Below are 21,581 nucleotides of genomic sequence, written 5' to 3' on the forward strand. Positions count from 1 at the left end.
CATAAAAATCAGGGGAGTAGAGCCGGGCCGATAAGCCCGGCCCTTGGCCGTCAGGTACTGCTCTCTTCGAACGTCTCAAACGGCTCCCGCTTCCCGAACAGAGGCTGGAAATTGAAGCTCGCACTGAAGGGGTTTCGATCCTCGGTGGCGTAGCTCCAAACCTCGTCTTCAAAAGCCTGGGCCAGCACAGGAAGTTCAATCCCGACAAGGTCCTGGACTTGAACCAGCCAAACAGCCCTGTCCACAATCTTGATGAGGTAGTCGATCAATCCATAGGAAGCCAGGTAGAAGCGTTTAATCATCGCTGGCTCTACAAAACTGATGGTTTGAACAGGCAGTTCGCCCTCGATTGCCTGCAACAACATCACGAAATGAAGAGACGTATTAGCGGAGAAGGTGAAGCGATCGTATGCCACCGTGGCCGAAAACCTGCGTCGCAGTTGCTCGTTTGCTAGCAGGAGATTTTCGGTGCGCTTCAGCCCAATCAGAACAAACGCGATACTGGTTTCATTCATCAGACTCTTGATCCAGTCTGCTGCCTCATACGCACCATTACGACGATAATCGACCAGGTGCTGCGCCTCATCGAGGACCAACATCTCCACGCCAAGGTTCTTCAGCAGCAGGACTACTCGCGCAAATTTAACCTCTGCCGAATGTCCTCGTGCCTCTGCGAAGGGATCCTTCAGCTCTGCCAAAATGGCTGCTGCCAGGTTCTTTTTGGTTGGAGACGAAGGCATCTCGACGAACAGAACTGTCCGCTTCTGTGGGTCATGGCTCTCCAATTCCTCCAATGACCGAATGTACTCCTTGACCAATGTGCTCTTGCCCACTCCGCTTGGACCTTGGATCAGCAACCCTTTACTTGCTCTGGTACGCCGACTATCGCCGTGGATATCGCCTAGTCGCGTCAACGCTCGCTCGACTTGAGGGCTGTGAATAAAACGATCGCGGAGCGTAAAGCTGTATTCACCATGCTCGTAGCATTCGTACAGATTGATGGCGTTCATGGCTTAGAACTCCCAGCAGGGCGACGAACCGAGACCTTGAAGGCTGCTGGCGGAATGTTAGGAATAGAGTCACCGGTCCATTCCACTTCAGCGAGTACCTTGGGTGGAGGCGTGCTTTCGGTCACTCGACCCTCCTTGTCGATTTTCGCTATGGCAGCTGCGCGTCGTTTTCTGAGCGTCTGCGAACGGCGGGCCTCGTCTGCATCTTCCATAATTTCCTGGTAGCACCTGTGCGTAGCCTCGAAGCTAGGCTGCTCATTATATTTTTCTCGCAGCGCTTTCTCGGCAGCCTTCCACACCTCCCTGCTCTTACCGGCCATTCGCTCATCTTTGGCGGGCACTTTGAAGAACAAGTTTCTGAAGCGGTCGTGAACCCAAACGTGCCCGGCTTCGTCTCGATAGCGGACGTTTACCTTTTCTCCGTCTGCCAAACGCATACGGAGCTCAGCAAGTTCCGTAGAGTGGTAGCCCACTTTGGCAACCTCGATGCCGTAATGGTGAACCTTCACCGAGGCCCGCTTGGCCAGAATGCACTCCAACGAGTCCAGGTCGACGGGAAGGCTGATGACATGGTTCGCCTCGCTAGTCCCCCAGACTTGAGCCGGTGTTCTGTTGTCCAGCCCCCGATGAGGAGTCTGGTGGTAACCATCGACGATCCATTTCACTACCACCGCCTCCAATTGAGGGAGCGTGAAACATGCATTCTTCTCCGAGTCGTAATCGCCACGCTGCTGGATATTCGAGAAGGTGGTACCCGGGAGGTTGTGGATAAGCCCCAGGTTCTGTGTGCTGAAAAAGCGTTCGACGGCACCTTTCCTTTGAGGGGCCCTTGAAGCGGGATACATGATCTCGATACCCAACTCGTTGAATCCCATGATGAGATCGCCCGCGTGAAATTCCGCTGCGTTGTCTGGGACTATTCGAGCCGGCAGCCCACGTGCCCACCATTCATTTCTCACTTTCGGAAAGCGCTTCAGCAATTCGGCTTTTGGACGGATTGAGCGTTCGATCACACGAAGCACGGTTTCCGTATTTGGCGCCGACAGGTGGAGCAAATATCCCATCACCATTCGAGAGAAGCGGTCGAGGACGATCGTCAGATAGGGGCGCCCAATGCACAGCCCCGAGGTTTCATCCACAAGCTGGACGTCCAACAAGGTGTGATCAATTTCCCAACGTTCCAAAATCTCATGGACACGTAGGACACCCGCCGCAACACGGTGCTTCTTGTCTGCTGCGTGTTTTCCGAGCCTCTCCTTATCCACAAGGTACGGATCCAGCTTGGCGATGTACCTTCGGACAGTCATTCCGCTTGGGATCTTGAGCTGATCCGAAGGCAAACGACTTTTGTTCCTCTCTTTTATCTGATCCTCGAATTCTGAAACGACCACGCTGACCGCTGGAATCGTATCCTGCAGGTAGGTTTTATTAATCACCCCTTCAAGAATAACTTCGAGCTCTCCCTGTATCGCGGCAGCCCGACCCTTTTTGGCATGCTGAGGGATAAGCTTTACTACGTTCTGGCCAATGTATTTGGCTGCCCAACGTCGAATAGTGGAAACCGAGGGTGCGCACGCATCCCCAATCTTTTTGGCGATATCTCTAAGCTTCTTGATCATGTCTTCGTCACCCGGTAGCTTGTATTTACCGCGCTTAGTTAGGTCGTCCAGATACTTGCGTCGACGCAATGCCTCATCTCCATGTTTTTTGGGGAAGCATGAAATATCTGGAGGGACGTTCCGCACATACGGAACCCTCCCAAGGTATGGCTGATCAGCGGAGATCTCGATCTCGCGCTTCTCGTAGGCCTCATAGAACTCCTTCTCGGATAGCTTCGTGGGCTCACCAAGCTCATCGAAAAAGAGCAGCTTCCGGTCAATAAGCCTCTTCTCAAGCACCATCAGTACGCCACGAACGATGACGACCAATTTCACCCTAAGGGAAAAGGTTTGCATGACGGTGCCCCCCTTGCAGGAAGACCGGGGAGTCAGTGTCAATTGACCTATCAAGGTCAATGCCCACCACCCCAAGGCCTAACAAGCGCCAGGCTTTCCCCTCACCAACCACGTAGAGCAGATCTGCAACGGTCATAGGCGGCCATTCGTTGAAGGTCGCCATTACCTCCTCCAACGCCTGATGCGAAAGCTCTGGACCGCGCCGGTGATACATCAGCCTTCTAAGATTGGTAGCCAGGGGTTCAGCTTCAATTAACTTTTCAGTGATCACCGAAAAGTTACGGGCAGTGGCGTTGAAGTAGCGCTCAGCGGCATCCAGTCGCTGCCTGACGCTGGCAATCTTCAGTCGGTCGTGAGGCTTCACTTCAAACCACCACTCGCGCCCATCCGCGAGGAAAACCTGTACGTCTGGGTAATATTTGAAGTAGCCCTGGAGCGATGGAACACGTTCCTCACTGGGCTGCGGGACGTAGCCGATGACCGCAGGAGACAGCTCAAGAAGCCGAAAAAGAGCGCCTTCGAGCTGGGACTCCCAGGGCACAGGCTTTTTATTTTTGAGCGATGGGAAGTAGCCGCGGTAATGGTTGGACCGCCGCGTGACCACCTTTCGTACTGTCATGAAACACCTCCGAAAATCTCGAAACGAGCGCCGACGCTGCGCCAAAAAATCAAGGCGCAGGGCGGGCGAAGTGAGGCCTTTCGACAGGCAACACTGTGCCGTCGAGTAACCTCGCTAAGGTCGAAAAAATGGGAGAGGATTGACAGTCGCTTCGAAAAAGCAGACATTGCGGGTTCTGAGGACGCAAGTCTGCTTCGCTAAGCGCGGTCAGTCCTCTCGGGATTGATCGCGTTTTTCTACATTTTCAGGTCTCCTTTTCTCTCATTGGTCATGACTCTCATGACTGATCAGAATCTAAAGCAATCGGCTTGCTCTCTTTATTTCTAAACGGCCACTTCGTGATCGCTGGAGCAATTTGGATCAGGTCTGAAGCTCTCGCTTCAAACAGCTGATTTGGCTGAAAATCTTCAGTGCAAAGCGGAAAAGTTGGTCATAGATCTTATTCCAACATCCCTTCGAAATCTACAAAAAATCCAAAATGGCAACTTCCACCAAATTCCATTTCCATACTAAATTGTTCAAATTAATACTTAACACGTACGCTTAATTAACTATTAAGGTGTTCAAATATTAGTTTTAAAGTCCTCTCAATCTCTCTGCTGCTCAGATCCGCCCGCCGACCCTCTCAGCACTTCCAGCGCCCCATCAAATCACTTCCTCAAATCCCCCCATCTGCATCATTTTCCAATGAGCGGAGTAGGGCGCCCCGGCAGGAATTCCAGGCAAAAAAAAGCCCGCGAAGGCGGGCTTGATGGTGACCGACAGGGGCCATGGTTGAAGCCCGGCCGGTCATCTATTTGTGAAAGCGTGCAGCTTTTCTGTGAACCTACACCTGATCAGAAGTCCAGGTTCGACACCGACAGCGCGTTACTTTCGATGAAGTCACGACGCGGCTCGACCGCATCACCCATCAGGGTGTTGAAGATCTGGTCAGCGGCGATGGCATCTTCGATCGTGACCTTGAGCATACGGCGAACGGTCGGGTCCATGGTGGTTTCCCACAGTTGATCCGGGTTCATCTCACCCAGCCCTTTGTATCGCTGAATCGTATGGCGCTTGGTGGTCTCGTTCATCAGCCAATCCAGGCCCTCTTTGAACTCGACGATTGCCTTGCGGCGTTCACCGCGCTGCACGTACGCACCTTCACCCAACAGGCTCGAAAGCTTGGCACCAATGTTGACTACGGTACGGTAGTCATTGCTGCCGAAGAAATCGCGGTTGAACGTGATGTAGCTGGCCAGACCGTGGGAGGTAATTTCCACTTCAGGCAGCCACACGTTGCGCTCTTTGTCTTCACGCAGGCTGGCGTTGTAAGCCAGGCCAGACTTCTGGCTGGAGTTCAGACGCGCCTGGAACTGGGCCAGCCAGGCCTGCATCACTGCGTGGTCACCCAACTGCTCCAGGGTCACCTCAGGCAGGTAGACGAAGTGCTCAGTCAGCTCTTCCGGGTACAAGCGCGACAGGCGCTTGAGAGTCTTCATGACACTGCGGAACTCATTCACCAACGCTTCCAGCTGCACACCGGAAACTGCAGGTGCCGATTCGTCCAGGTGCAGGCTGGCATCTTCCAGCGCCGATTGGGTCATGTACTCTTCCATGGCCTCATCGTCCTTGATGTACTGCTCCTGCTTGCCTCGTTTCACCTTGTACAGCGGCGGCTGGGCAATATAGATGTAGCCACGCTCGACCAGCTCCGGCAGCTGACGGAAGAAGAAGGTCAGCAGCAGCGTACGGATGTGCGAACCGTCAACGTCAGCATCGGTCATGATGATGATGTTGTGATAACGCAGTTTGTCGATGTTGTACTCTTCACGGCCGATACCACAGCCCAGCGCAGTGATCAGCGTGCCCACTTCCTGGGACGAAATCATCTTGTCGAAGCGCGCTTTCTCGACGTTGAGGATTTTACCCTTCAGCGGCAAGATCGCCTGGGTACGACGGTTGCGACCTTGCTTGGCCGAGCCACCCGCAGAGTCACCCTCCACCAGGTACAGTTCGGAGAGAGCAGGATCTTTCTCTTGGCAGTCTGCCAGTTTGCCCGGCAGACCCGCGATATCCAGCGCACCTTTACGGCGGGTCATCTCACGAGCTTTACGTGCAGCTTCACGAGCGCGAGCCGCGTCGATCATCTTGCCAACGACGGCCTTCGCCTCGTTCGGGTTTTCCAGGAGGAAATCGGCGAAGTACTTGTTCATCTCTTGCTCCACGGCGGTTTTCACCTCCGAGGAGACCAGCTTGTCCTTGGTCTGCGAGCTGAACTTCGGGTCCGGTACCTTAACCGAGATGATTGCGGTCAGGCCTTCACGGGCGTCGTCGCCAGTGGTTGCCACCTTGTTCTTCTTGGCCAGGCCTTCCTGCTCGATGTAGCTGTTAAGGCTACGGGTCAGCGAGGAACGGAAACCCACCAGGTGGGTACCGCCATCACGCTGCGGAATATTGTTGGTAAAGCACAGCAGGTTTTCGTTGAAGCTGTCGTTCCATTGCAGGGCGACTTCAACACCCACACCATCGTCACGCTGAACGTTGAAGTGGAACACCTGGGAGTTGACCGGCGTCTTGTTGGTGTTCAAGTACTCGACGAACGCACGCAGACCGCCTTCGTACTTGAAGAACTCTTCCTTACCGCTGCGCTCATCCTTCAGCAGAATGCCAACGCCCGAGTTGAGGAACGACAGCTCGCGGATGCGCTTGGCCAGGATGTCCCAGCTGAAGTGAATGTTCTTGAAGGTTTCAGCCGATGGCTTGAAGTGGATGTGGGTACCCGTGGTTTCACTGTCACCGACAACCGCCATGGGCGCTTGTGGAACACCGTGAACGTAAGTCTGTTCCCAGATCTTGCCGCTACGGCGAACGGTCAGAACCAGCTTCTCGGACAGGGCGTTCACAACCGACACACCGACACCGTGCAGACCGCCAGATACTTTGTAGGAGTTGTCGTCGAACTTACCGCCGGCGTGCAGCACAGTCATGATGACCTCGGCTGCGGAAACGCCTTCTTCCTTATGCACATCGACCGGAATGCCGCGACCGTTGTCGCGCACACTGATAGATTCGTCCGGGTGGATGATGACAGTGATGTCATCGCAGTGACCGGCGAGGGCTTCGTCGATCGAGTTGTCGACCACTTCGAAGACCATGTGGTGCAGGCCACTACCATCATCGGTGTCGCCAATGTACATGCCGGGACGCTTGCGTACGGCATCCAAACCTTTCAGCACTTTGATGCTGGAGGAGTCGTACGTTTGATTTTCGCTCATGCCTTCACTCCCGATGGTCGTGGGTCTGGGTGATACGGCCTTGTTCCACGTGGAACAAAGCAACTGGCGTTTCCGTCTGCCAGCCTTCCCTCAGTAATTCGTGATCTACACAGGTGATGAACACCTGGCAGTGTAATTCTTCAAGCAAGCGGCATAGTGCGCGGCGATGCTGGTCATCCAGTTCGGACGGCAAGTCATCCACGAGATAAATACAGTGACCGCGGCGAGCCTGACTAACGAGGTGGCCTTGGGCAATGCGCAATGCGCATACCACCAACTTTTGCTGACCACGCGACAAGATGTCGGCTGCGTTGTTGCCAGCCAACCGCAAACGCAGATCAGCACGCTGCGGACCGGCTTGGGTATGGCCCATCTGCTGATCGCGAAGGAGGGAGGAGGCGAGTACTTCTTGCAGTTCCCGGTCCTTGTCCCAACCTCGGTAGTAGCTCAGGGTCAACCCGTCCAGCTCGACCAGTTCGCTCAGGGTTCGCTCGAAGACGGGCTTCAAGGCCTTGATGTAGTTGCGACGGTATTCATCTATTTCCGCGCTAGCCAGGCACAATTCCCGGTCCCAGGCGGCTTGCGAAGCTGGGTCAAGTGTACCATGACGCAACCATGAGTTCCGCTGCCGCAGCGCCTTCTGAAGGCGTTGCCAGGCTGGCAGAAAACGAGGTTCCACGTGGAACACTCCCCAGTCCAGAAACTGGCGGCGTATTTTTGGGGCACCTTCCAGCAGCCGGAAACTGTCTGGGTTGATGAGCTGAAGCGGCAGTAACTCAGCCAATTGCGCGGCGCTGCGCGCATTCTGCCCATCAATGCGAATAGTAAACTCCCCTTGCCGCTCGCGGGACACCCCCAGGTTGCTCGTACCACCCTCCGTCAGCTGAACCTCACCGAACACAGTACAGGCAGCCTGTTCGTACTGAATAACCGGATTCAGGCGAGTGCTGCGAAATGAACGGGCCAGCCCGAGCAAGTGCACGGCTTCTAGCACGCTGGTCTTGCCGCTGCCGTTGGCGCCGTAAAGGATGTTGATGCGGGGGGAGGGTAGGAGTGTCACCGGGTGCAAGTTGCGCACCGCGGTGACCATGATACGTCGAAGGGACATTTCGCCTGCTACAGCTTACAGTCGCATCGGCATGACAACGTAGGAAGAATCGTCATTGCCAGCTTCCTGCAGCAGCGCACTGCTGTTTGAATCGGACAAGATCAGACGAACTTGCTCAGTAGTCATCACGCCCAGCACGTCTAGCAAGTAGCTGACGTTGAAACCAATCTCCAGCGAGCTACCTTCGTAGTCCACGCTGATTTCTTCTTCAGCTTCTTCCTGCTCGGGGTTGTTAGCCTGGATCTTCAGTTGACCGGCTGCCAGCTGCAGGCGAATACCGCGGTACTTCTCGTTGGAAAGAATCGCAGTACGGCTGAAAGCTTCACGCAGCGCCTGGCGGTCTCCAACGACCAGCTTGTCACCGCCTTTGGGCAGTACGCGCTCGTAGTCAGGGAATTTGCCGTCCACCAGCTTGGAGGTAAAGGTGAACTCGCCAGTAGTGGCGCGGATGTGATGCTGGCCCAGCACGATGCTGACCATACCTTCAGGATCGGTCAGCAGGCGCGCCAACTCCAGGATACCTTTACGCGGCACGATAACCTGGTGTCGATCCTCCTGCTCGATCGGCGCACTCATCGAGCAAAGCGCCAGGCGGTGACCATCGGTGGATACGGCGCGCAACGTGTTGCGGGAAACCTCAAGCAGCATGCCGTTGAGGTAATAGCGCACATCCTGTTGGGCCATGGCGAAGCTGGTACGCTCGATCAGGCGGCGCAGCTTGCTCTGCTCCAGGTTGCAGGTCAGCGAACCCGGGCCTTCTTCCACAGTCGGGAAGTCATTGGCAGGCAGGGTCGACAGGGTGAAGCGGCTGCGGCCGGCCTTTACCAACAATTTCTGCTCATCGACCTTGATATCGATCAGGGCGTCGTTAGGCAGGCTTTTGCAGATGTCCATCAGCTTGCGCGCCGGAACAGTGATCTCGCCAGGCTCGGCCGGCTCTTCCAGTTGCACGCGGCCTACCAGCTCGACTTCCAGGTCGGTACCGGTCAACGACAGTTGCTGGCCTTGTACGACCAGCAATACGTTGGACAGGACCGGCAAGGTCTGACGGCGCTCGACGACACCGGCGACCAGTTGCAGGGGTTTCAACAGGGCTTCGCGTTGAATGGTGAAATGCATGGTCTAGTCCCTTGCCTTCAATTAGCTGCGCAGACGGCCATCAGGTCGTCAGCGTCCGCAGCAGGTTCTTGTAGTCCTCGCGGATGTCCGCGTCGGATTCCTTCAGTTCATTGATTTTGCGGCAGGCGTGCAGCACGGTCGTATGGTCGCGACCACCGAACATGTCGCCGATTTCCGGCAGACTGTGGTTGGTCAACTCCTTGGACAGGGCCATGGCTACCTGACGCGGGCGCGCGACAGAACGCGAACGACGCTTGGACAACAGATCGGAGATCTTGATCTTGTAGTACTCAGCGACGGTACGCTGAATGTTATCCACACTGACCAGTTTGTCTTGCAGCGCCAACAGATCCTTGAGCGATTCACGAATCAGCTCGATGGTGATGTCACGCCCCATGAAGTGCGAGTGAGCGATAACCCGCTTCAGTGCACCTTCCAGCTCACGGACGTTGGACCGGATGCGCTGAGCGATGAAAAAGGCTGCGTCATGCGGGAGCTCGACTTTGGCCTGGTCGGCCTTCTTCATCAGGATCGCTACGCGGGTCTCCAGCTCTGGTGGCTCGACAGCCACCGTCAGGCCCCAACCAAAGCGCGACTTCAGACGCTCTTCCAGGCCTTCGATTTCCTTGGGATAGCGGTCAGAGGTAAGGATTACCTGCTGGCCGCCCTCAAGCAAGGCGTTGAAGGTGTGGAAAAACTCTTCCTGTGAGCGCTCTTTGCGAGCGAAGAACTGGATATCGTCGATCAACAACGCGTCCACCGAGCGGTAGAAGCGCTTGAATTCGTTGATGGCATTGAGTTGCAGCGCTTTGACCATGTCCGCGACGAAACGCTCCGAATGCAGGTACACCACCTTGGCGTTCGGATTCTTCTTCAGCAGATGGTTACCCACAGCATGCATAAGGTGAGTTTTACCCAAACCCACACCGCCATAAAGGAACAGTGGGTTGTAGCCATGCTTAGGGTTGTCTGCAACCTGCCAGGCAGCCGCGCGGGCGAGCTGGTTCGACTTACCTTCGACGAAGGTGTCAAAGGTAAAGGTCCGGTTCAGGTAACTGGTGTGCTTGAGCGCACCTTCAACCTGCACGGTGCGCTGTTCAGCCCGGCCACCACCACTGGGCGGCGCCGCAGCGGGCTCGGCCATGGCATCAAAGCTGTCACGCGAAGACGTCTCGACCAGTACAGGCTCGGCTGCAGCCACGGCAACGGGTTCAACCGCTGCTGCCGGGGCCGTCTTGTGTGCCTGAGTCTGCGCCAGCGAAGCCGCAACGGCAGCGCTGACTGGCGCGTTGGGCGCAGCCCTTGGGGCCGAGCTGCGACGGCTACCTATTAATAAGGAAAGGGCTGGTGCAATGCCGCTACCGTTCTCACCCAACAGCTCGAGCAAGCGACCCAGGTACTTTTCATTGACCCAATCGAGAACGAAACGGTTAGGCGCATAGACGCGCAACTCGTCGCCTTCGGCTTCGACCTGTAGCGGACGGATCCAGGTGTTGAATTGCTGGGCAGGCAGTTCATCGCGCAGAAGCTCCACGCACTGCTGCCAAAGTTCCACTGACACGGATATCCCCTGAGTTTGAAAGCCGGATGAGGCAAAAACAAACCGCCATTGTACCGGTCGAGCGTTCAGTTATCCACATGTGGACACGTTAGGAACCACGACAAAACAGCCATTTATCGACCAAAACGGCTTTTCGCCTCTGTGAATAAGCCCTGTGGATAAACGACCATGAGGGCTATGCACAACCCCACCCCTTAGCCTGTTGATAAGTCTACTGTGGATAACTGGTGTTTTCATCCACAGCTTTCGCTCACGATGGGAACAAGCGCAGCACGGGATCAGAACAAAGTTGTAAAACTCTGTACACCCCGTAATTCATGGGCCGGCGCAGGTTATCCACAGAAGGTTATCCACTTAAGAGTTATAAGTTCTTCAAAAAAGCTTTTTATATGTCTCTTCTTTTTTTTCATGTTGTCCCCGATCCGTGTGTCCGATCAAGCACCCCTTGGGCACTGATCAACAGGCACCGTCCATCACATGCTCTATATGGAAAGACTGGTTGGAAATTGACCTATGGGCTTGCTTTCTCTAGAATCGCCGGTCTCTTAAAAAGGGGGCCATCCCGGCCCGTCGTCGACAAACCAGGTAACACGCCATGAAACGTACTTTCCAACCAAGCACCATCAAGCGCGCCCGCACCCACGGTTTCCGTGCCCGTATGGCTACCAAGAACGGCCGTGCTGTTCTGTCGCGTCGTCGTGCCAAAGGCCGTAAGCGTCTGGCCATTTGATTTTTCGGCACAGGTGGTGAGTCAGGACTTCAGTCGGGAAAAGCGACTGCTTACACCCCGGCATTTCAAAGCGGTCTTCGACTCCCCAACCGGCAAGGTTCCAGGGAAAAACCTGCTGATCCTTGCTCGCGAGAACGGCCTCGATCACCCACGCCTTGGCTTGGTAATCGGCAAGAAGAGTGTCAAGCTCGCCGTTCAACGCAACCGCCTCAAGCGCTTGATGCGCGATTCCTTTCGTCTGAACCAGCAATTGCTTGCCGGCCTGGACATCGTGATCGTCGCGCGCAAGGGATTGGGTGAGATAGAAAACCCGGAATTGCACCAACACTTTGGCAAGCTCTGGAAACGCCTGGCGCGCAGCCGGCCAACACCAGCAGTCACCGCCAATTCCGCAGGGGTAGACAGCCAAGATGCGTAAACTGGCACTCGTTCCGATCCAGTTTTACCGTTACGCCATTAGTCCTCTGATGGCCAACCACTGTCGGTTTTTCCCCAGTTGCTCCTGTTACGCGTATGAAGCCATCGAAAACCATGGCATCTGGCGTGGTGGGTGGCTGGCCGTTCGTCGCCTGGGGCGTTGTCATCCGTGGAATGACGGCGGTTTCGACCCCGTTCCACCCGCTCCTTCCTCCCGAACTTCTTCGATAGCCGAGTAATCATGGATATTAAACGCACGATCCTGATCGCCGCGCTGGCAGTCGTGTCCTACGTCATGGTCCTGAAGTGGAACGATGACTACGGCCAGGCTGCCCTGCCGACTCAGAATACTGCTGCCAGCACTGTTGCTCCGGGCTTGCCCGATGGCGTGCCGGCCGGTAACAACGGTGCCAGCGCCGATGTACCGAGCGCCAACGCCGAATCGAGCCCTGCCGAACTGGCACCGGTCGCACTCAGCAAGGACCTGATCCGAGTCAAGACCGACGTTCTGGAACTGGCTATCGATCCGGTCGGTGGTGACATCGTCCAGCTGAACCTGCCGAAGTACCCACGCCGTCAAGACCACCCGAACATTCCATTCCAGTTGTTCGACAACGGTGGTGAGCGTGTTTACTTGGCACAAAGCGGTCTGACCGGCACCGACGGCCCGGATGCCCGCGCCAGCGGCCGGCCCCTGTATGCCGCCGAGCAGAAGAGCTACCAGCTGGCCGATGGCCAGGAACAACTGGTGGTAGACCTGAAGTTCAGTGACAACGGTGTCAACTACATCAAGCGTTTCAGCTTCAAGCGCGGTGAGTACGACCTGAATGTCAGCTACCTGATCGACAACCAGAGCGGCCAGGCCTGGAACGGCAACATGTTTGCCCAGCTCAAGCGTGATGCCAGCGGCGATCCGTCCTCCAGTACTGCCACCGGCACCGCTACCTACCTGGGTGCTGCCCTGTGGACAGCTTCTGAGCCTTACAAAAAGGTCTCGATGAAGGACATCGACAAAGGTAGTTTGAAAGAAAATGTGTCCGGCGGCTGGGTTGCCTGGCTGCAGCACTACTTCGTGACCGCCTGGATTCCGGCCAAGTCGGACAACAACGTTGTCCAGACCCGCAAGGATAGCCAGGGCAACTACATCATCGGCTACACCGGCCCGGTTATCAGCGTACCGGCTGGCGGCAAGGTCGAAACCAGTGCCCTGCTGTACGCCGGCCCGAAGATCCAGTCCAAGCTGAAAGAGTTGTCCCCAGGCCTGGAATTGACCGTCGACTACGGCTTCCTGTGGTTCATCGCCCAGCCGATCTTCTGGCTGCTGCAACATATCCACAGCCTGCTGGGTAACTGGGGCTGGTCGATCATCGTGCTGACCATGTTGATCAAAGGCCTGTTCTTCCCACTGTCGGCTGCCAGCTACCGCTCCATGGCGCGTATGCGTGCCGTTGCACCTAAGCTCGCTGCACTCAAGGAACGCTTCGGTGACGATCGCCAGAAGATGTCCCAGGCGATGATGGAGCTTTACAAGAAAGAGAAGATCAACCCACTGGGCGGCTGCCTGCCGATCCTGGTGCAGATGCCGGTATTCCTGGCCCTGTACTGGGTATTGCTGGAAAGCGTGGAAATGCGCCAGGCCCCATGGATCCTGTGGATTACCGACCTGTCGATCAAGGATCCGTTCTTCATCCTGCCGATCATCATGGGCGCCACCATGTTCATCCAGCAGCGCCTGAACCCGACTCCGCCGGATCCGATGCAAGCCAAGGTAATGAAAATGATGCCAATCATCTTCACCTTCTTCTTCCTGTGGTTCCCTGCCGGTCTGGTGCTGTACTGGGTTGTGAACAACTGCCTGTCGATTTCGCAGCAGTGGTACATCACTCGCCGTATCGAAGCAGCTACCAAAAAAGCTGCTGCTTGACGGGCTAATACGCTAGCCTGTGAATAAAAAACGCCCCCTAGTGGGGCGTTTTTGCTATCTGTCGTTTTTGTCGTAGAGGCTTTCGAGCATGAACACTGTGCGTGAAACCATCGCCGCCATCGCCACGGCCCAGGGCCGGGGCGGTGTGGGAATTGTCAGGTTGTCCGGCCCCTTGGCTGCCAAGGCCGGCCTGTTGATCACTGGCCGCACCCTGACCCCGCGGCATGCCCATTACGGTCCGTTTCGCGACGATGAAGGGCTGGTGCTGGACGAAGGGATTGCTCTGTTCTTTCCTGGGCCTAATTCGTTCACTGGCGAGGACGTGCTTGAACTGCAGGGACACGGTGGCCCCGTGGTCTTGGACATGCTGCTGCAGCGCTGTGTACAAGTCGGCTGTCGTCTGGCCCGCCCGGGCGAGTTCAGCGAGCGCGCCTTCCTCAACGACAAGCTCGACCTGGCGCAGGCTGAAGCCATCGCCGACCTGATCGAGGCCAGTTCCAGCCAGGCAGCGCGCAACGCCCTGCGCTCGCTGCAAGGGGAATTCTCCAGGCGTGTGCACAGCCTCACCGAGGCGTTGATTGCCCTGCGTATTTACGTCGAGGCGGCGATCGATTTTCCTGAGGAAGAGATCGACTTCCTCGCCGATGGCCACGTGCTGTCGATGCTTGATGCCGTGCGTAGCGAGTTATCCACTGTGCAGCGCGAGGCCGGGCAGGGCGCCTTGCTGCGTGACGGCATGACGGTAGTCATTGCCGGCCGGCCGAATGCCGGTAAATCGAGCTTGCTGAACCAGCTGGCCGGTCGGGAAGCTGCCATCGTCACTGACATCGCCGGCACTACGCGGGATATCCTGCGCGAACATATCCACATCGACGGCATGCCGCTGCACGTTGTCGATACTGCCGGCTTGCGCGATACCGATGACCATGTGGAAAAGATCGGTGTGGAACGCGCCCTGAAGGCCATTGGCGAGGCAGACCGCGTGCTGCTGGTAGTCGACTCCACTGCGCCCGAGGCCAGCGACCCGTTCGCTTTGTGGCCGGAGTTTCTCGCTCAGCGGCCGGACCCGGCCAAGGTCACGCTGATTCGCAACAAGGCCGACCTGAGTGGTGAGCGGGTAGCGCTGGAACAGTGCGATGACGGCCATGTGACCATTACCCTGAGCGCCAAGGGCGACGATACAGGGCTGCAGCTGCTCCGCGACCATCTGAAGGGCTGTATGGGTTACGAGCAGACTGCGGAGAGTGGCTTCAGCGCCCGCCGGCGCCATCTGGATGCCTTGCGCCAGGCCAGCGAGCACCTGGAGCACGGCCGTGCTCAATTGACCTTGGCGGGCGCGGGAGAGCTTCTGGCTGAGGACTTACGCCAGGCACAGCATGCGCTGGGGGAGATCACAGGAGCATTCAGCTCGGATGACCTGCTTGGGCGGATTTTCTCCAGCTTCTGCATCGGCAAGTAATCCACAGCCAGGCAAGGCCAAGCGCCGCTCCTTAGGGGGCGGCTTTTTTTTGCCTGAAATTCGTTGCAGAAGATGAATACAGGCCGATGACCCAAGCACCTGTGGGAGCGGGCGGGCCCGCGAGAAGCCCTTACAAGCACCAGATCTCTGTGGATGTACCGACCCTTTCGCGGGCTCGACCGCTCCAACCTGACCATGTCTGGCCGCCAGCGCGATGAATTTTCCATGCTCGTCTTAAAAACTGTGCTCAGGAGCCCTGTGGAAAAGTCGCCTTCAGCTCAGTTGATAAGCGGGCTTTTTTTCTGAGGAAAAACCCACCTGTGGGTAAAGAAGCATTTAATCCACAGGCTAAATGACGTTATCCAGAGCCCTCATGGCACTCCAGACACAGGGTTTAATTTCTCTCTACATAGCGCCATTATTGGGATACAGGACTTTATCCACAGAAGTCGCTGTGCATAAGAATAAACATAAAAACAAAGCTTTTTAAATTTCTTCTCTCTGATTTCTGTTGTTTGCCACTCATCCACAGACTGGTCAAAATTTGCTCAGACGGTTTCTTTACTGGGGGTGAAGTCCCTATACTTGTCCGCTTACCTTCTCTATTCGCAAAAACAGGCACGAGGTGCGTGGTGGATTTCCCTTCCCGTTTTGACGTGATCGTCATCGGCGGCGGCCATGCCGGTACCGAGGCTGCGCTTGCGTCTGCACGCATGGGTGTGAAGACCCTGCTGCTGACCCATAACGTGGAAACCCTCGGTCACATGAGCTGCAACCCCGCCATCGGCGGTATTGGCAAAAGCCATCTGGTCAAAGAGATCGATGCGCTCGGCGGCGCCATGGCGCTGGCCACCGACAAGAGCGGCATCCAGTTCCGCGTTCTGAACAACCGCAAGGGCCCGGCCGTACGTGCCACCCGTGCACAAGCCGACCGCGCCATCTACAAGGCAGTGGTACGTGAAATCCTGGAAAACCAGCCAAACCTGTGGATATTCCAGCAGTCCTGCGACGACCTGATCGTCGAGCAGGACCAGGTCAAAGGCGTGGTGACCCAGATGGGCCTGCGTTTCTTTGCCGAATCGGTGGTGCTGACTACCGGTACCTTCCTCGGCGGCCTTATCCACATTGGTCTGCAAAACCATTCCGGTGGTCGCGCCGGTGATCCACCTTCGATTGCCCTGGCCCACCGCATGCGTGAACTGCCGCTGCGCGTCGGCCGCCTGAAAACCGGTACCCCGCCACGCATTGACGGCCGCTCGGTGGACTTCTCGGTAATGACCGAACAGCCAGGCGATACGCCGATCCCGGTGATGTCGTTCATGGGCAATGCCGAAATGCACCCGCGTCAGGTGAGCTGCTGGATTACCCACACCAATGCGCGCACCCACGAGATCATTGCGTCGAACCTCGACCGTTCACCGATGTACTCGGGTGTGATCGAAGGTGTCGGTCCGCGCTACTGTCCGTCGATCGAAGACAAGATCCACCGCTTCGCCGACAAGGAAAGCCACCAGGTGTTCATCGAGCCGGAAGGCTTGAACACCCATGAGTTGTACCCCAACGGTATTTCCACTTCGCTGCCGTTCGACGTGCAGTTGGAGCTCGTGCGTTCCATCCGTGGCATGGAAAACGCCCACATCGTGCGCCCCGGCTACGCCATCGAGTACGACTACTTCGATCCCCGCGACCTCAAGTACAGCCTCGAGACGAAAGTCATCGGCGGCCTGTTTTTCGCCGGGCAGATCAACGGCACCACCGGGTACGAAGAAGCCGGCGCCCAGGGCCTGCTGGCCGGGACTAACGCCGCACTGCGGGCGCAGGGCCGTGACAGCTGGTGCCCGCGCCGCGACGAGGCATACATCGGCGTACTTGTGGACGACCTGATTACCTTGGGTACCCAGGAGCCGTACCGCATGTTTACCTCGCGTGCCGAGTACCGGCTGATACTGCGCGAAGACAACGCCGACCTGCGACTGACCGAAAAGGGCCGTGAACTGGGCCTGATCGATGACCAGCGCTGGGCCGCGTTCTGCGCCAAGCGCGACGGTATCGAGCGTGAGGAACAGCGCCTGAAATCGACCTGGGTTCGGCCGAATACCGAGCAAGGCCAGGCCATTGTGGATAAATTCGGCACTCCGCTGAGCCACGAGTACAGCCTGCTCAACCTGCTGGCGCGCCCCGAAATCGACTACGCCGGCCTGATCGAAGCGACTGGCGGTGAAGCGATCGATCCACAGGTTGCCGAGCAGGTCGAGATCCGCACCAAGTACGCCGGCTACATCGACCGCCAGCAGGATGAAATTGCCCGACTGCGCGCCAGCGAAGACACACGCCTGCCTGTGGATATCGACTACACGACGATTTCCGGCCTGTCCAAGGAGATACAGGGCAAGCTGAGCCAGACCCGTCCAGAGACGCTGGGCCAGGCTTCACGTATCCCGGGTGTGACCCCGGCGGCGATTTCCCTGTTGCTGATTCACTTGAAAAAACGCGGCGCTGGCCGCGAATTGGAGCAAAGCGCTTGAGTTCCCTGGTCACCCCTCAACACGCTGAAGAGTTGTCCACAGGTGCGCGCCAGCTTGGTGTCGAGCTGACTGCCGAGCAGCACGAGAAGCTGCTTGGCTACCTGGCTCTGTTGATCAAATGGAACAAAGCCTACAACCTGACTGCTGTGCGCGACCCGGACGAGATGGTTTCTCGTCACCTGCTCGACAGCCTTAGCGTCATGTCTTTTATCCACAACGGCCGTGATAACTGGCTGGATGTTGGCAGCGGCGGTGGCATGCCCGGCATCCCGCTGGCTATTCTGCATCCACACAAGCGCGTCACCGTGCTGGACGCCAATGGCAAGAAAACCCGTTTCCTGACACAGGTGAAAATGGAACTCAGGCTGGACAACCTCATGGTTATCCACAGCCGGGTCGAGGCCTTCCAGCCGGCACAACCGTTCGACGGAATTATCTCCCGCGCCTTCAGCAGCATGGAGAACTTCACCAACTGGACCCGCCACTTGGGCGACACCGGGACGCAATGGCTTGCAATGAAGGGGCTGCATCCTGCCGATGAACTGGTAGCATTGCCCGCAGACTTCACAGTGGAAAGCGAACAGGCCCTGACCGTTCCGGGTTGCCAGGGCCAGCGCCATCTGCTGATACTGCGCCGCAAGGCATGACTGGGAACACTCGCAACAATGGCTAAGGTATTCGCAATCGCGAACCAGAAAGGTGGTGTGGGCAAGACAACCACCTGTATCAATCTCGCCGCCTCGCTGGCTGCGACCAAGCGTCGTGTCCTGCTGATCGACCTCGATCCGCAGGGCAACGCCACCATGGGCAGCGGTGTGGACAAACACGAGCTCGAGCATTCGGTCTACGACCTGCTGATCGGGGAGTGCGACTTGGCCCAGGCTATGCACTATTCCGAGCACGGAGGCTTCCAGTTGCTGCCTGCCAACCGTGACCTGACCGCCGCTGAGGTGGTGCTGCTGGAAATGCAGGTCAAGGAGAGCCGTCTGCGCAACGCCCTGGCGCCTATTCGCGATAACTACGACTACATCCTCATCGACTGCCCGCCGTCGCTGTCGATGCTCACGCTGAATGCTCTGGTCGCTTCCGATGGCGTGATTATCCCCATGCAGTGTGAGTACTACGCACTGGAAGGTCTCAGCGACCTTGTGGATAACATCAAGCGTATCGCCGCGCGGTTGAACCCTGAGTTGAAGATCGAGGGCCTGCTGCGGACCATGTACGATCCGCGCCTGAGCCTGAACAACGATGTTTCGGCGCAGTTGAAGGAGCACTTTGGCCCTCAGCTGTACGACACGGTCATTCCGCGCAACATTCGCTTGGCCGAGGCCCCCAGCTTCGGCATGCCAGCCCTTGCTTACGACAAGCAATCGCGGGGCGCACTGGCGTACCTGGCCCTGGCTGGGGAACTGGTACGCCGTCAACGCCGTCCATCACGCACTGCACAAACAACTTAAGGAATCCGTATGGCCGTCAAGAAACGGGGTCTCGGACGTGGGTTGGATGCACTGCTCAGTGGTCCTTCCGTCAGCGCGCTCGAAGAGCAGGCTGTAAAGATCGACCAGAAAGAACTGCAACACCTGCCGGTCGAGCTGGTCCAGCGCGGCAAGTATCAGCCTCGCCGAGACATGGACCCGGAGGCGCTGGAAGAGCTTGCGCACTCGATTCGCAACCATGGTGTGATGCAACCGATCGTAGTACGCCCGATTGGCGACAACCGATACGAGATCATCGCCGGTGAGCGCCGTTGGCGCGCTACCCAGCAGGCCGGCCTGGACACGATCCCGGCCATGGTCCGCGAAGTGCCCGACGAAGCCGCCATCGCCATGGCATTGATCGAGAACATCCAGCGCGAAGACCTCAACCCACTGGAAGAGGCCATGGCCCTGCAGCGCCTGCAACAGGAATTCGAGCTCACCCAGCAGCAGGTGGCTGACGCTGTGGGCAAGTCGCGGGTGACTGTGGCCAACCTGCTGCGCCTCATTACCTTGCCCGATGCGATCAAGACCATGCTCGCCCACGGTGATCTGGAGATGGGGCACGCCCGTGCATTGCTCGGCCTGGATGAAAATCGTCAGGAGGAGGGGGCGCGTCATGTTGTCGCACGTGGCCTCACCGTGCGCCAAACCGAGGCACTGGTCCGTCAGTGGCTCAGCGACAAGCCTGATCCGGTCGAACCGAGCAAACCTGATCCGGATATCGCACGCCTTGAACAGCGGCTCGCAGAGCGCCTGGGCTCGGCTGTGCAGATCCGTCATGGCAACAAGGGCAAAGGCCAGTTGGTTATTCGCTACAACTCGCTTGACGAGTTGCAAGGCGTGCTCGCTCACATCCGCTGAAACAATTCCTGTTGTAGCGCGAAGTCGGAAATCACTACCGAAGAGTTGAATAGGGGTTAATCCACCCCTATACTCTGCGCGCATTTTGTCGGCACAAATTATGCCAAGTCATAGCTGACTTGTTGGTCGACTTCCGAGGAGCAGTTGTGATGGAAATACGCACGCCAAACCGCCTGCCTTTCCATCGCTGGGCGGTTTTTCCGGTACTGCTGGCTCAATTTGTCGTACTGCTGCTGGCAACCTTGGTGTTGTGGCAGTGGAAAGGGTCGGTCAGTGGATATTCAGGCCTTTGCGGAGGTTTGATTGCCTGGCTGCCCAATGTGTATTTCGCCTGGAAGGCTTTTCGCTTCAGCGGGGCTCGGGCGGCACAAGCTATCGTCAAGTCGTTTTACGCTGGCGAGGCAGGCAAGATGATTTTGACGGCAGTGCTTTTTGCACTGACCTTTGCAGGAGTGAAGCCACTGGCGCCGCTAGCAGTATTCGGCGTCTTCGTGTTGACCCTTTTGGTCAGCTGGTTCGCGCCCCTGCTGATGAATAAAAGACTTTCGAGACCTTAGGGCGTTTGAGGCAACCATGGCAGCAGAAACCGCTTCGGGCTATATCCAGCACCACTTGCAGAACCTGACCTACGGTCAACTACCAGACGGCAGCTGGGGCTTCGCCCATTCGGCTGCAGAAGCCAAGGCAATGGGCTTCTGGGCGTTCCACCTGGACACCCTGGGTTGGTCCGTCGCGCTGGGTCTGATCTTCCTGTTGATCTTCCGCATGGCGGCCAAGAAGGCGACTTCCGGCCAACCTGGCGGTCTGCAGAACTTCGTTGAGGTGATGGTCGACTTCGTCAACGGCAGCGTGAAGGACTCCTTCCACGGCCGTAGCCCGGTAATCGCTCCACTGGCGCTGACCATTTTCGTCTGGGTATTCCTGATGAACGCCGTCGACCTGATACCGGTCGACTGGATTCCTCAGCTGGCCATCCTGATTTCCGGTGACCCGCACATTCCGTTCCGCGCCGTGTCGACCACCGACCCGAACGCGACCCTGGCCATGGCCTTCTGCGTCTTCGCCCTGATCATCTTCTACAGCATCAAGGTCAAGGGACTGGGCGGCTTCATCGGTGAGCTGACCCTGCACCCGTTTGGCAGCAAGAATATCTTCGTGCAAATCCTGCTGATTCCAGTCAACTTCCTGCTGGAATTCGTCACCCTGATCGCCAAGCCGATCTCGCTGGCACTGCGTCTGTTCGGCAACATGTATGCTGGCGAGCTGGTGTTCATCCTGATCGCTGTAATGTTCGGCTCCGGCCTGCTGTGGCTCAGCGGTCTGGGTGTGGTGCTGCAATGGGCGTGGGCTGTGTTCCACATCCTGATCATCACCCTGCAAGCTTTCATCTTCATGATGCTGACCATCGTCTACCTGTCGATGGCTCACGAAGATAACCATTAAGACCGCCTGGCGTGTCTGATAGCCTTCCCTGCCTGTATGGGGGGAGGGCTTAAAAAGTCCGCAAGGGCATGCTGTACCAAACGATTTGTTTTACCGCTTCAAACTAAAAACCTAA

18 protein-coding genes are annotated in these 21,581 nt (G+C 57.1%); 11 read left to right on the plus strand and 7 right to left on the minus strand.

All coding sequences use genetic code 11. The features are described from left to right. Positions 1-50: 50 nt before the first annotated feature. From QYE47_RS00565 to dnaA, 7 genes are all read right to left on the minus strand, one after another. The gene (locus tag QYE47_RS00565; RefSeq protein WP_010951429.1) at positions 51-1,010 is read right to left on the minus strand and encodes a TniB family NTP-binding protein; all 960 of its coding nucleotides are present in this window, start codon (positions 1,008-1,010) and stop codon (positions 51-53) included. Next, on the minus strand, positions 1,007-2,965 hold the full coding sequence (locus QYE47_RS00570) for a DDE-type integrase/transposase/recombinase (RefSeq protein WP_011953078.1): 1,959 nt from the start codon (positions 2,963-2,965) through the stop codon (positions 1,007-1,009). The genes QYE47_RS00565 and QYE47_RS00570 overlap by 4 nt, the downstream gene beginning before the upstream one ends. After that, on the minus strand, positions 2,946-3,584 hold the full coding sequence (locus tag QYE47_RS00575) for a TnsA endonuclease N-terminal domain-containing protein (RefSeq protein WP_011953077.1): 639 nt from the start codon (positions 3,582-3,584) through the stop codon (positions 2,946-2,948). Before QYE47_RS00575 ends, QYE47_RS00570 begins: the two co-directional genes overlap by 20 nt. A gap of 836 nt (positions 3,585-4,420) precedes the next feature. Next, positions 4,421-6,841: a DNA topoisomerase (ATP-hydrolyzing) subunit B gene (gene gyrB / locus QYE47_RS00580; RefSeq protein ID WP_003253152.1), complete on the minus strand. Its 2,421-nt coding sequence runs from the start codon at positions 6,839-6,841 to the stop codon at positions 4,421-4,423. A gap of 4 nt (positions 6,842-6,845) precedes the next feature. Further along, entirely contained in the window at positions 6,846-7,949 is a 1,104-nt protein-coding gene (gene recF / locus QYE47_RS00585) for a DNA replication/repair protein RecF (protein ID WP_014589201.1), read from the minus strand. A gap of 15 nt (positions 7,950-7,964) precedes the next feature. Next, positions 7,965-9,068 carry a DNA polymerase III subunit beta gene (dnaN, locus tag QYE47_RS00590; RefSeq protein ID WP_003253156.1) on the minus strand — a complete coding sequence of 368 codons (1,104 nt, stop codon included), beginning with the start codon at positions 9,066-9,068 and terminating at the stop codon, positions 7,965-7,967. Positions 9,069-9,108: 40 nt separating this feature from the next. After that, entirely contained in the window at positions 9,109-10,629 is a 1,521-nt protein-coding gene (gene dnaA, locus QYE47_RS00595) for a chromosomal replication initiator protein DnaA (RefSeq protein WP_010951427.1), read from the minus strand. 595 nt (positions 10,630-11,224) lie between these two features. On the opposite strand from dnaA, the gene rpmH reads away from it, so the two are divergent. The 11 genes from rpmH (at position 11,225) to atpB (ending at position 21,466) form a co-directional block, all read left to right on the plus strand. Then, the gene (gene rpmH, locus QYE47_RS00600) at positions 11,225-11,359 is read left to right on the plus strand and encodes a 50S ribosomal protein L34 (RefSeq protein WP_003253163.1); all 135 of its coding nucleotides are present in this window, start codon (positions 11,225-11,227) and stop codon (positions 11,357-11,359) included. Between the two features lie 13 nt (positions 11,360-11,372). Next, a complete protein-coding gene (gene rnpA, locus QYE47_RS00605; protein WP_003253166.1) occupies positions 11,373-11,777 on the plus strand; it encodes a ribonuclease P protein component in 405 nt (134 codons plus the stop codon). Beyond that, positions 11,770-12,015, plus strand: coding sequence for a membrane protein insertion efficiency factor YidD (yidD, locus tag QYE47_RS00610; RefSeq protein WP_003253169.1), 246 nt, complete (start codon positions 11,770-11,772; stop codon positions 12,013-12,015). The genes rnpA and yidD overlap by 8 nt, the downstream gene beginning before the upstream one ends. 2 nt (positions 12,016-12,017) lie before the next feature. Next, positions 12,018-13,700, plus strand: a complete 1,683-nt coding sequence (yidC, locus tag QYE47_RS00615) for a membrane protein insertase YidC (RefSeq protein ID WP_010951425.1) — start codon at positions 12,018-12,020, stop codon at positions 13,698-13,700. An 88-nt stretch (positions 13,701-13,788) separates the two neighbouring features. Continuing rightward, positions 13,789-15,159 (plus strand): tRNA uridine-5-carboxymethylaminomethyl(34) synthesis GTPase MnmE, encoded by a 1,371-nt coding sequence (gene mnmE, locus QYE47_RS00620; protein ID WP_010951424.1) that lies wholly within the window; start codon positions 13,789-13,791, stop codon positions 15,157-15,159. 632 nt (positions 15,160-15,791) lie between these two features. Next, a complete protein-coding gene (gene mnmG, locus QYE47_RS00625) occupies positions 15,792-17,684 on the plus strand; it encodes a tRNA uridine-5-carboxymethylaminomethyl(34) synthesis enzyme MnmG (RefSeq protein WP_014589199.1) in 1,893 nt (630 codons plus the stop codon). Beyond that, positions 17,681-18,331, plus strand: a complete 651-nt coding sequence (gene rsmG / locus QYE47_RS00630; protein WP_014589198.1) for a 16S rRNA (guanine(527)-N(7))-methyltransferase RsmG — start codon at positions 17,681-17,683, stop codon at positions 18,329-18,331. Before mnmG ends, rsmG begins: the two co-directional genes overlap by 4 nt. An 18-nt stretch (positions 18,332-18,349) precedes the next feature. Continuing rightward, positions 18,350-19,141 carry a ParA family protein gene (locus QYE47_RS00635; protein ID WP_003253182.1) on the plus strand — a complete coding sequence of 264 codons (792 nt, stop codon included), beginning with the start codon at positions 18,350-18,352 and terminating at the stop codon, positions 19,139-19,141. A 9-nt stretch (positions 19,142-19,150) separates the two neighbouring features. After that, the gene (locus tag QYE47_RS00640) at positions 19,151-20,023 is read left to right on the plus strand and encodes a ParB/RepB/Spo0J family partition protein (RefSeq protein ID WP_003253185.1); all 873 of its coding nucleotides are present in this window, start codon (positions 19,151-19,153) and stop codon (positions 20,021-20,023) included. Between the two features lie 149 nt (positions 20,024-20,172). After that, complete coding sequence (locus tag QYE47_RS00645) at positions 20,173-20,580, plus strand: F0F1 ATP synthase subunit I (protein WP_010955890.1); 408 nt, start codon at positions 20,173-20,175, stop codon at positions 20,578-20,580. Positions 20,581-20,596: 16 nt separating this feature from the next. Further along, entirely contained in the window at positions 20,597-21,466 is an 870-nt protein-coding gene (atpB, locus tag QYE47_RS00650; RefSeq protein WP_010955889.1) for a F0F1 ATP synthase subunit A, read from the plus strand. Positions 21,467-21,581: the final 115 nt, after the last annotated feature.

This window comes from Pseudomonas sp. 2,4-D, from assembly GCF_030418155.1.
GTDB lineage: Bacteria > Pseudomonadota > Gammaproteobacteria > Pseudomonadales > Pseudomonadaceae > Aquipseudomonas > Aquipseudomonas alloputida.